The organism is Xanthobacter sp. SG618, assembly GCF_012932745.1.
GTDB classification, from domain to species: domain Bacteria; phylum Pseudomonadota; class Alphaproteobacteria; order Rhizobiales; family Xanthobacteraceae; genus Xanthobacter; species Xanthobacter flavus.
This window is the reverse complement of sequence record NZ_JABBHL010000002.1, coordinates 196,602-207,860: the sequence shown is the minus strand read 5'-3', so window position 1 is coordinate 207,860 and position 11,259 is coordinate 196,602. Positions and strand designations below refer to the sequence as shown.

9 protein-coding genes and 1 tRNA gene are annotated in these 11,259 nt (G+C 68.7%); 5 read left to right on the top strand and 5 right to left on the bottom strand.

What is annotated here, in order from left to right; all coding sequences use genetic code 11:
* Window positions 1–155: 155 nt before the first annotated feature.
* Window positions 156–617 (bottom strand): hypothetical protein, encoded by a 462-nt coding sequence (locus tag FHT36_RS06465; RefSeq protein WP_169121697.1) that lies wholly within the window; start codon window positions 615–617, stop codon window positions 156–158.
* Between the two features lie 131 nt (window positions 618–748).
* On the opposite strand from FHT36_RS06465, the gene FHT36_RS06460 reads away from it, so the two are divergent.
* From FHT36_RS06460 to FHT36_RS06445, 4 genes are all read left to right on the top strand, one after another.
* Window positions 749–3,553, top strand: coding sequence for a [protein-PII] uridylyltransferase (locus tag FHT36_RS06460; protein WP_169121696.1), 2,805 nt, complete (start codon window positions 749–751; stop codon window positions 3,551–3,553).
* Between the two features lie 154 nt (window positions 3,554–3,707).
* Window positions 3,708–4,889 (top strand): tRNA 2-thiouridine(34) synthase MnmA, encoded by a 1,182-nt coding sequence (gene mnmA, locus FHT36_RS06455; RefSeq protein ID WP_169121695.1) that lies wholly within the window; start codon window positions 3,708–3,710, stop codon window positions 4,887–4,889.
* A 24-nt stretch (window positions 4,890–4,913) separates the two neighbouring features.
* On the top strand, window positions 4,914–5,558 hold the full coding sequence (locus FHT36_RS06450; protein ID WP_169121694.1) for a class I SAM-dependent methyltransferase: 645 nt from the start codon (window positions 4,914–4,916) through the stop codon (window positions 5,556–5,558).
* Between the two features lie 113 nt (window positions 5,559–5,671).
* Window positions 5,672–5,748 (top strand) — tRNA-Met (locus FHT36_RS06445).
* Between the two features lie 25 nt (window positions 5,749–5,773).
* Here the strand turns inward: FHT36_RS06445 and FHT36_RS06440 are convergent.
* Window positions 5,774–6,739, bottom strand: coding sequence for an alpha/beta fold hydrolase (locus tag FHT36_RS06440; RefSeq protein WP_169121693.1), 966 nt, complete (start codon window positions 6,737–6,739; stop codon window positions 5,774–5,776).
* A 113-nt stretch (window positions 6,740–6,852) separates the two neighbouring features.
* Here FHT36_RS06440 and FHT36_RS06435 point away from each other — a divergent pair, with 113 nt between their 5' ends.
* On the top strand, window positions 6,853–7,275 hold the full coding sequence (locus tag FHT36_RS06435; protein ID WP_169121692.1) for a DUF805 domain-containing protein: 423 nt from the start codon (window positions 6,853–6,855) through the stop codon (window positions 7,273–7,275).
* 80 nt (window positions 7,276–7,355) lie between these two features.
* Here the strand turns inward: FHT36_RS06435 and mmsB are convergent, their stop codons facing one another.
* The 3 genes from mmsB to FHT36_RS06420 all read right to left on the bottom strand — a co-directional run bounded on the left by mmsB (window position 7,356) and on the right by FHT36_RS06420 (window position 11,205).
* Window positions 7,356–8,255, bottom strand: a complete 900-nt coding sequence (mmsB, locus tag FHT36_RS06430; RefSeq protein ID WP_169121691.1) for a 3-hydroxyisobutyrate dehydrogenase — start codon at window positions 8,253–8,255, stop codon at window positions 7,356–7,358.
* Window positions 8,256–8,454: 199 nt separating this feature from the next.
* Window positions 8,455–9,597 (bottom strand): isobutyryl-CoA dehydrogenase, encoded by a 1,143-nt coding sequence (locus FHT36_RS06425; RefSeq protein ID WP_169121690.1) that lies wholly within the window; start codon window positions 9,595–9,597, stop codon window positions 8,455–8,457.
* Window positions 9,598–9,708: 111 nt separating this feature from the next.
* On the bottom strand, window positions 9,709–11,205 hold the full coding sequence (locus FHT36_RS06420; RefSeq protein WP_169121689.1) for a CoA-acylating methylmalonate-semialdehyde dehydrogenase: 1,497 nt from the start codon (window positions 11,203–11,205) through the stop codon (window positions 9,709–9,711).
* Between the last annotated feature and the right edge of the window lie 54 nt (window positions 11,206–11,259).

Here is an 11,259-nt window from a genome sequence, read left to right as displayed (position 1 = left end):
ATTCCCGTCGCATAGCCGGCCTGCCTTCGGGCCGCGCGGCTCCTTCCACCACCAAAATGGGGCGAAGATCAGCCGCTGGGGCAGATGGTGCCCGCCTGACCTCAAGGAAGCGTTACGCGGCAAGCGTTTTCGCGGGTGGTCTTCCGGCGGTCGCCCTAGGGGCACTTGCTCCAGTAGCCCACCGTCTTCGCCGGCGTGGTGTAGAACCAGCAGGTATTCGGCGCCGGGGCCGGACCCACGAGCGGCGTGGCGAGGCCGCCCGGCAGCACGCCGAGCGGCGCGCCGGAGCCGGGCTGGCCGCCGATGGGCGTGTTGGTGCGGAACGGCGCGGGCTTGATGATGGGATCGGTGGGCACCACTGGCTTCGGCGCCGGCAGCTTCGGCCTGGGCGTGACGACCGTGGGCGCCCGCGGAACGGTCGGTGCTGGCCGCACCACGGGCCGCGGCGCCGGCCGCTGGATCGGGGGAATGACCGCCGCTCCGCCCACGATGGGCGTGCCCACACCCGTCGCGGCCAGGGCACCGGCCGGCGCTAGCGCCATCGCAAGCGCCACCGCGCCATACATGACCTTGCGGCATGTTTGGCCGGTCCCGGTGCGAAGCTGTCCGTACGGCATGTGTTCCATCACAGAAATATAGGTTCCGCTGCGGCCGATTCGAGAGCGACCAATGAACGCCGCTCGCGGCCGGGCGCTGATTGCGGTACAGATGAGGGCTCCTGTCCTTCGTGCTTCCAGATCGCCGAGCAATGCCCACCGTCCGTTCCTCCAAGGTCAACCGCGTCATCGGCGAACCCTTCGAAGGCCAGGCCCTCAAGGCCGAGATCCGGGAAATCGCTTCCGCCCACAAGGGCCGCGACCTCGATTTGCGCAACGCCGTCGTCGCACGCCTCAAGAAGGGCATGCAGGAAGGCCGCGCCGCCGCCGAGCGCCTGCTGCTGGAAGACGGCTGCGGCCGCTGCTGCGCCATGCGCCTCTCCGCGCTGCAGGATGCGGTCATCACCAGCGCCTATGAGGTGGCAACCACCTTCCTCTATCCGGTGGACAATCCCTCACGCTCCGAGCGCATGGCGGTGGTGGCGGTTGGTGGATACGGCCGCGGCATGATGGCGCCGGGCTCCGACACCGACATCCTGTTCGTGCTGCCCTACAAGCAGACGGCCTGGGGCGAGAGCGTCGCCGAGGCCATGCTCTACATCCTCTGGGACCTCGGGCTGAAGGTGGGCCACGCCACCCGCTCGGTCGATGAATGCCTGCGGCAGGCCCGGGCCGACTTCACCATCCGCACCTCCATTCTCGAAGCGCGCTTCCTCGTCGGCGACAAGGCGCTGTTCGAGGATCTGGAGAAGCGCTTCGACAAGGAAGTGGTCGAGGGCACTGGCGCCGAATTCGTCGCCGCCAAGATGGCCGAGCGCGAGGACCGCCTGCGCCGCTCCGGCCAGTCGCGCTACCTCGTCGAGCCGAACGTCAAGGAGAGCAAGGGCGGCCTCCGGGACCTGCACACGCTCTTCTGGATCTCCAAATACGTCTACCGGGTGCAGACCGCGAGCCAGCTCGTCGCCAAGGGCGTGTTCACCCGCGAGGAGGCGAACCTCTTCAAGAAGTGCGAGGACTTCCTGTGGTCCGTGCGCTGCCACCTGCACTTCCTCACTGGCCGCGCCGAGGACCGCCTCTCCTTCGACCTGCAGCGGGAGATGGCGCTGCGCCTCGGCTATACGGAGCATCCCGGCCAGAAGGACGTGGAACGCTTCATGAAGCACTATTTCCTCGTGGCGAAGGATGTGGGCGACCTCACCGCCATCCTCTCCGCCGCGCTGGAAGAGCGCCACGAGAAGCCGGTGCCGGGCCTCAAGGGCATGGTGGAGCGCTTCCGCGCCGGCTCCCGCCGCATCACGCTGAAGGACACGACGGACTTCATCCTCGACCATGACCGCCTGAACGTGGCGGACCCGGAGGCGTTCAACCGCGACCCGGTGAACCTCATCCGCATCTTCCACGTGGCCGACAAGCGCAACCTCGCGCTGCATCCCGACGCCAGCCAGCTCGCCGCCCGCTCCCTCGGCCTCATCGATGCGAGCGTGCGCGAGAATCCAGAGGCGAACCGCCTGTTCCTGGAGATCGTCACCTCCAAGGACGCGCCCGAGACGGTGCTCAGGCGGATGAACGAGGTGGGCGTGCTGGGGCGGTTCCTGCCGGAGTTCGGCAAGATCGTCGCCATGATGCAGTTCAACATGTACCACCACTACACGGTGGACGAGCACCTGCTGCGCTGCATCGGTATCCTCTCGGAGATCGAGCGGAAGGTGAACCCGGAGAACGGGCTCGCCAACGAGCTCATGGGCACGGTGAAGAACCGCAACCTGCTCTATGTCGCCCTGTTGCTGCACGACATCGCAAAGGGGCGCCCGGAGGACCACTCGGTGGCCGGCGCCCGCATTGCCCGCAAGCTCTGCCCGCGCTTCGGCCTCTCCCCGGTGGAGACCGAGACGGTGGCCTGGCTGGTGGAGCAGCACCTCGTCATGTCCACGGTCGCCCAGTCCCGCGATCTCTCCGACCGCAAGACCATCGAGAATTTCGCCTCCGTGGTGCAGAACCTGGAGCGCATGAAGCTGCTCACCATCCTCACCACGGCCGACATCAAGGCGGTGGGGCCGGGCACCTGGAACGGCTGGAAGGCGCAGCTCCTGCGCACGCTTTATTATGAAACCGAGCCGGTGCTCACCGGCGGCTTCTCGGAAGTGGACCGGGGCAAGCGCGTCACCGCCGCCCAGTCGCAGTTCCGCTCGGCCCTCTCCGACTGGGACGACGAGAAGGTGGCGGCCTATGTGGCGCGCCATTATCCGCCCTACTGGCTGCGCGTGGACCTCGAGACCAAGCTGCGCCACGCCCGCTTCGTGGACGAGGCGGAGACGGCGGGCCGCTCCATCGCCACCCATGCGTCGCTGGAGCCGGGCCGCGGCATCACCACGCTCACCGTGCTGGCGCCGGACCATCCCAAGCTGCTCTCCATCATCGCCGGGGCCTGCGCCGCGGCGGGCGCCAACATCGTGGATGCGCAGATCTCCACCACCACGGACGGGCTGGCGCTGGACACCATCGCCATTCGCCGCGCCTTCGACCATGACGAGGACGAGCTGCGCCGCGCCAACCGCATCCGGGAAGCGGTGGAGCAGGCGCTCACCGGCGAGGTGCGCCTGCCGGAGGTGATGGCCAAGAAGCTGCCCAAGGGCCGCCGCACCTTCACGGTGGAGCCCGAGGTGACGGTGAACAATTCCTGGTCGAACCGCCACACGGTGGTGGAGGTCTCCGGCCTCGATCGGCCGGGGTTGCTGTTCGCCCTCACCAACACCCTGTCGCGGCTCAACCTCAACATCGCCTCGGCCCATGTCGCCACCTTCGGCGAGCGGGCGGTGGACGTGTTCTACGTCACCGACCTGATGGGCGCGAAGATCACCGGCGCCGCGCGCCAGTCCACCATCCGCCGCGCCCTCGTCTCGGTGTTCGAGGGGCCGGTGGAGGACGAGGAGCCGGCCCGCCGGGTCGCGCGGGGGTGACGGGCCGCCGCGGCGCGGGCGGGAAGGCCGTTTTTTCGCCGCGCTCGCATGGCTCAGATGCCAATCGTTTGCACCTTGTTTGCACTTGGCGACGGTGCGGCATACGTTCTGCCGCGCCTCCTTCCGACCCCACGGCCGAAAACCGACGATCCCGATGACCGACGACCTCCTCCTCGATGCCTCCGACGCCGCCCGTGCCGAACGCGCGGCGACGCGCGTCGTGGTGGCCATGTCGGGCGGGGTGGATTCGTCCGTGGTGGCGGCGCTGCTCGCCCGCGCCGGCTATGACGTGGTGGGCGTCACCCTCCAGCTCTACGACCATGGCGAGGCGGCGCACCGGGCCGGCTCGTGCTGCGCGGGGCAGGACATCTATGATGCCAGCGAAGTGGCGCGCACGCTGGGCATTCCGCACTATGTGCTCGATTATGAAAGCCGCTTCCGCGAGGAGGTGATCGACCGCTTCGCCGCGAGCTATGCGGCCGGCGTCACCCCCATCCCCTGCGTGGACTGCAACCGCACCGTCAAGTTCCGCGACCTGCTCGCCACCGCCGAGGAACTGGGCGCGCGTTTTCTCGCCACCGGCCATTACGTGGCGAGCCGCGCGCTACCCGGCGGCGGGCGCGGCCTGTTCCGCGCGGCGGAAGAGGCGCGGGACCAGTCCTATTTCCTCTATGCCACCACCACTGCCCAGCTCGACAAGCTGCGCTTTCCCCTCGGCGAGATGCAGAAGGCGGACGTGCGGGCGCTCGCGGCCGAATTCGGCCTGCCGGTGGCGGAGAAGCCGGACAGCCAGGACATCTGTTTCGTGCCCGGCGGCGATTATGCCGAGGTGGTGCAGCGCCTGCGGCCCGAGGCCGGCGAGGCGGGCGACATCGTGCATCTGGATGGCCGGGTGCTGGGCCGCCACAAGGGCGTGCTCCATTACACCATCGGCCAGCGCAAGGGCCTCGGCATCGCCACGCCCGAGCCGCTCTACGTGATCTCCATCGATGCCTCCCGGCGCGAGGTGCGGGTCGGCCCGCGCGAGGCGTTGGCGGTGCGGGCCATTTCCATGGCCGACGTGAACTGGCTGGGCGACATCCCCTTCGCCGCGGCGCTGGATGCCGAGGCCGAGGTGTATGTGAAGGTGCGCTCCACCCGTCCCCCGGTACCGGCGCGCCTCGGCCGCACGGCGGATGGCACCCCGGCCGTGCATCTCGCGCTCGGCGAGGAAGGCGTTGCGCCGGGGCAGGCCTGCGTGCTCTACGATGCCCCCGGCGCCGGTGCCCGCCTTCTGGGCGGTGGCACCATCGTGAAGGCGGAGCGGGTGGCGAAGGCGGTCGCGGAGGTCGCCTGAGGATGCGGGGCGGGAGAGACGGCAATGGCGGTTCAGTACGATCTCGAAGGCCAGAAGAAGGCCTATGCCAAGTGGGCGCCCATCTATGACAAGGTCTATGTGAAGCTGCTGGCGGACGCCCAGCGCAAGACCTCCGCCGCCGCTGCCGCCTGCGGTCCCGACATTCTGGAAGTGGGCGTCGGCACCGGTCTGGTGCTGCCCTATTACCCCGCCGGCTGCCGCGTCACCGGCATCGATCTGTCCTTCCACATGCTGCAGAAGGCGGTGGAGAAGAAGGTGGAGCGGGGCCTGAAGCAGGTGGGCCTGCTCTGCGCCATGGACGCCTGCAAGCTCGGCTTCGCCGACCACAGCTTCGACGCCGTCACCGTGCCCTTCGTCATCACGCTGGTGCCCGACCCCGAGGGCGCGCTGGACGAGATGTACCGCGTGCTGCGGCCGGGCGGCGAGATCGTCATCGCCTCCAAGCTCGGGGCGGACGAAGGCGCGACCATGCACATCGAGGCGGCGCTGGCGCCACTGGTCAAGAAGGTCGGCTGGAGCATCGCCTTCAAAGCCAGCCGGCTGCGCAACTGGGCGGCCAAATACCCCGACATGGAAGTGGTGAGCATCGCTCCCGTCTTCCCGGTGGGCTTCTTCAAGATGGTGCGCATCAAGAAGAAGGCGGCCTGAGCCTTTCGGCCGCAAGCCTTCTGTTCACAGGGCGCGCGGGGATTCTTGACACCCGCGTGGCCCCGCCTCTATATGCGCGTCTCCTGACGCAACTTGCGTCGGATGTGTGTTGTGGCAGCGTAGCTCAGTCGGTGAGAGCGCCGGATTCATAACCCGGAGGTCGGCGGTTCAAATCCGCCCGCTGCTACCATCCATTCCCTGCCTCCAAATTCTCATCACGGCGCGACTTCATCGAGAAATGCGCGCACGGCCGCGCGCGTCTGCGCGGCTCGCCCCACCAGCAGGTGGCCGCCGGTGTTGTAGGCGATGAGCCGGGCGCCGGGGATACGCGCCGCCGCCACCTCCGCAGCCGGCAACGTGTTGAAGAGATCGTCCCGCGCCGAGACGATGAGGGTCGGTGCCGTGATGCGCTCCAGCGGCAGCACGGGGTGCGGGCAGGCGCTGTCGAGCCGGATGCCGGCCGCGCGCTCGGACACCGGCGCGATGGCGGCGGCGATCTTGAGCACGCGGGCGCGTTCCTGCTCGCCCGCTTGAGCGAGGAGCGCCGGCCGCACGCCCACGAAGCGGATCACCATCGAGGGGCCGAGGGCGCCGATCAGCCACCAGAAGAAATCGCCCCCGGCCTTCACGATGGCGAAGGCGAGCCGGCTGCCTCCAATGGGGTCGGTCGCCACCGGGCTGTGCGGCGCGTCGAGGGCCGGCACCAGCAGCACCAGCGCCCGCACCTTGTCCGGATGGCGAACGGCCAGCGCCGCGGCCGACCGCGCGCCCGCCGACAGACCCATCACGATCACCTTGTCGAGGCCGAGATGGTCGAGCAGGGCGGCATGGGCATCGGCCTGCGCGGCGATGCCGCCGTCCGGCGCATCCACTCCTGCGGCGGGCGTGCCGGTGCGCAGATAGCCGAAGCGCGAGGGCGAGATGAGGCGGAAGCCGCCGCCCATCAATTCGTCCGCGAAGAACAGGCCATGGTCGAACCCGCCGCCCGCGCCATGGATGGAGAGCAGCACCGGGCCCGTGCCGCGATCGGCATATTCCACCACGCCGCCCGGCAGCGCGGCCATCTCGCTGCCGGAGGCTACGCGCGCGAGGGCCTGCTGGTGGAACACCCTGAATTTGCGGGCGACCACCACGGCCAGCGCCAGCACAGCCGCGCCGACGATCGCAAAGATCAGTTCCATGAAGTCCCCCGCGGCCCCGGCCCGGCGACCGCCGGCTTGGTTGGCCGCGCGCGGACGCTTCCGCTATAGGTAGCCCGGCGCAGCCGCAGGGTCACGGCGCGCGAGGAGGGGCCATGACATTCATCGAAGCCGTTCGCAGCTGCCTGAGCCAATATGCCGGCTTCCAGGGACGGGCGCCCCGCAGCGAGTTCTGGTGGTTCTCCCTGTTCACGCTGCTGGTGGATCTGGCCATCATGCTCGTCGGCGGAATGCTGATAAGCGGGACGATCATGAACATTCAGGCGAACGGCGAGAGCGTCGCCAGCTGGTACGCCATGACCGCGCCGAACTGGATGATGAGCCTCGCCCACCTCGCATTGTTCCTGCCCACCCTCGCCGTGACCGTCCGGCGCCTGCATGATGTGGGACGGAGCGGCTGGTGGATCTTCATCATGCTGGTTCCGCTCTTCGGCCTGCTGCTGCTGCTGTTCTGGTGGGTGCAGCCCTCGCAGCCCCAAACGAACGCCTACGGCCCTTCGCCGCTGCCGGCGCGGTGATCTGCGCTCCATAGCAAAAGGCCCGCGAGCTTCCGCCGCGGGCCTTTTTGTTGGCTGAGTGAAGGGCGAACTGGCGTCCCTCAGGTCTCGTCCGCTCGCGTGCGGATCCACTCGATGATGCCGGAGAAGTCCTTGCCCTCGTTCCCTTCGGCCGCGAAGGCGGTGTAGAGGGCGGTCGCCGCGGCGCCCAGCGCGGTGGCGGCGCCGGCCGTCTCCGCGGCTTCCTGCGAGAGCTTCAGGTCCTTCAGCATGAGGGCCGCCGCAAATCCCGGCACATAGTTGCGGTTGGCGGGGCTGGTGGGCACTGGGCCGGGCACCGGGCAATAGGTGTTGATCGACCAGCACTGGCCGGAAGAGGTGGAGGCGACGTCGAACAGCGCCTGGTGGGAGAGGCCCAGCTTCTCGGCCAGCACGAAGGCTTCCGAGGCGGCGATCATGGAGATGCCGAGGATCATGTTGTTGCAGATCTTCGCCGCCTGGCCCGCGCCGGCGCCGCCGCAATGGACGATCTTCTTGCCCATCAGCTCCAGGATGGGCTTTGCCGCCGCGAACGCCTCGTCCGTGCCGCCCACCATGAAGGTGAGCGTGCCCGCCTCCGCCCCGCCGACACCGCCGGAGACGGGGGCATCCACGCTCGCATGACCCGCCGCCTTGGCCGCCTCGTGGAAGGCCCGGGCGGAGGCGACGTCGATGGTGGAGCTGTCGATGAAGAGCGTGCCGGGCTTTGCCGCCGCGAACAGGCCGTCCGCGCCGGTGGTGGCGCCCACCACATGCTTGCCGGAGGGCAGCATGGTGACGACCGCATCGGCGGACGCCACGGCCGCCTTGGCGCTGTCGGCGATGGTGACGCCCTTGGCCTTCGCCGCCTCCAGCGCGGCGGGCATAAGGTCGAAGCCGGTGACGGCGTGGCCGGCCTTCACGAGGTTGGCGGCCATGGGCCCGCCCATATTGCCGAGGCCGATGAATGCGATGGTGGCCATGATGGTTTCCTCCCGAATTGGGTGCCGCCGCTGCAGCTATCTATGGTTTTCGCCGCCGTCATGGCCGGGCTTGTCCCGGCCATCCACGTCGTTCCGCCTGCACGGAGCGCAGACAGAGCATCCGGCCTGTCCACGTGGATGGCCGGGACAAGCCCGGTCATGACACCGCGCGTGGGACGCCGCGCGTGAGACGCGCCCCTCAGTTCCCCTGCGCGATCAGCGCGCGGGCAACGATGAGGCGCATGATCTCGTTGGTGCCTTCGAGGATCTGGTGGACCCTGAGGTCGCGCACGATCTTCTCGATGCCGTAGTCGGCGAGGTAGCCGTAGCCGCCGTGCATCTGCAGGGCGTCGTTGGCCACCTCGAAGCCGCGATCAGTGGCGATGCGCTTGGCCATGGCGCAGAGCTGCGTCGCGTCCGGCGCCTTGGCGTCGAGCGCGGACGCCGCGCGCCACAGGAAGGTGCGGGCGGCTTCCAGCTCGGTGGCCATGTCGGCGAGGCGGAATTGCAGTGCCTGGAATTCGTCGAGGCGCTTTCCGAAGGCCTTGCGCTCACGCATGTAGGAGAGCGCCTTTTCCAGCGCCGCCTGTGCCCCGCCAAGCGAGCAGGCGCCGATGTTCAGCCGGCCGCCGTCGAGCCCGGCCATGGCGATCCTGAAGCCTTCGCCCTCTTCGCCCAGCCGGTTCTCCACCGGCACCTTGACGCCCTCGAAGGTGACGGTGCGCGTGGGCTGCACGTTCCAGCCCATCTTGCGCTCGTTGGCGCCGAAGGAGAGGCCCGGCGCGCCCGCCTCGATGACGAGAGTGGAGATGCCCTTCGGCCCGTCGCCGCCGGTGCGCACCATCACCACATAGATGTCGGAGGAGCCGGCGCCGGAGATGAACTGTTTCTGGCCGTCGACGATGTAATGGTCGCCGTTGCGCACCGCCTTGGTCTTCAGCGCTGCCGCGTCCGATCCCGCGCCGGGCTCGGTGAGGCAGTAGGAGGCGAAGTGCTCCATGCTGGCGAGGCGGGGCACCCACTTCCTGCGCTGGTCGTCGTCGCCGAAGCGGTCGATCATCCAGGTCGACATGTTGTGGATGGAGAGATAGGCGGACGTGCCGGGGCAGCCGGTGGCGAGCTGCTCGAAGATGAGCGCCGCATCAAGGCGGGTGAGGCCGGAGCCGCCCACATCCTCTTTCACATAGATGCCGCCCATGCCGAGCGCGGCGGCGGCGCGCAACTGCTCGACAGGGAAATGCTTCTTCTCGTCCCATTCCACGGCATAGGGCGCGATCTGCTCATTGGCGAAATCGCGCGCCATGTCCCGGATGGCGATCTGGTCCTCGGAGAGGGTGAACATGTTGGGGGCGCCTTCGTGCGAGCCATCCAATGCCCGCCGAGATATGCACCCGACGGACCCGCCGATGCCAGAGCCGCCCCGCCCTGTGGACGGAGCGGCTGATCCGGCGTGTCAGCCCATGGTGGGGATCACGAAGTCCGCGCCATCCTTGATGCCCGAGGGCCAGCGGGAGGTGACGGTCTTGGTCTTGGTGTAGAAGCGCACGCCGTCCGGGCCGTGCTGGTTCAGGTCACCGAAGCCGGAGCGCTTCCAGCCGCCGAAGGTGTGATAGGCGAGCGGCACCGGGATCGGCACGTTGATGCCCACCATGCCCACATTCACCTTGGAGGCGAAGTCGCGGGCGGCATCGCCGTCGCGGGTGAAGATGGCAACGCCGTTGCCGTATTCGTGCTCGGTGGGAAGGCGCAGGGCCTCCTTGTAGTCCGGCGCGCGCACCACGGAGAGAACGGGGCCGAAGATCTCTTCCTTGTAGATGCGCATGTCGGCGGTCACATGGTCGAACAGGCAGCCGCCCATGTAGAAGCCGTTCTCATAGCCCTGCATCTTGAAGCCGCGGCCGTCCACCAGCAGCTGCGCGCCTTCCTGGACGCCGAGGTCCACATAGCCGCGCACGCGCTCCAGCGCCTCGCGCGTGACGAGCGGGCCGAAGTCGGCGGAGCCGTCCGTGGACGGGCCGATCTTCAGGTTCTCCACGCGGGGAACGAGCTTCTCCAGCAGCTTGTCGGCCGCCTCGGGGCCCACCGGAACCGCCACGGAGATGGCCATGCAGCGCTCGCCGGCGGAGCCGTAGCCGGCGCCGATGAGGGCGTCCACGGCCTGGTCCATGTCCGCGTCGGGCATGATGATCATGTGGTTCTTGGCGCCGCCGAAGCCCTGGATGCGCTTCCCGTTGGCCGCGCCGCGGGCATAGATGTACTGGGCGATGGCCGAGGAGCCGACGAAGCCGATGGCGTGGACGTCGGGATGGTCCAGCAGGCCGTCCACGGCTTCCTTGTCGCCGTTCACCACATTGAGGATGCCGGGGGGAAGGCCAGCTTCCAGCATCAGCTCGGCGAGGTGCATGGGCACGCCGGGATCACGCTCGGACGGCTTCAGGATGAAGGCGTTGCCGCAGGCGATGGCCGGGCCGAACTTCCACATGGGGATCATGGCCGGGAAGTTGAACGGGGTGATGCCGGCCACCACGCCCAGCGCCTGGCGCATGGAATAGATGTCGATGCCCGGGCCGGCGCTGTCGGAGAAGTCGCCCTTCATGAGGTGCGGGATGCCGATGGCGAACTCGATCACCTCGAGGCCGCGCTGGATGTCGCCGCGGGCGTCGGGCACGGTCTTGCCGTGCTCGCGGGCGAGCAGGTCCGCCAGCATGTCGTAGTCGCGGTGCACCAGCTCCAGGAACTTCATCAGCACGCGGGCGCGGCGCTGCGGATTGGTAGCTGCCCAGGCGGGCTGCGCGGCCTTGGCGTTGGCGACGGCGGCGGCGAGCTCGTCCTTGGAGGCGAGGGCCACGTGGCCGACCACGTCGCCCGTCATGGGCTGGTAGACGTCGGCGAAACGACCGGACGTGCCGGGCACATGCTTGCCGCCGATGAAATGGCCGATCTCACGCATGATGCGGGTGCCTCCTTGGGCATCTTCTGGGGAATGCGTTTCCAATGCGGCGCC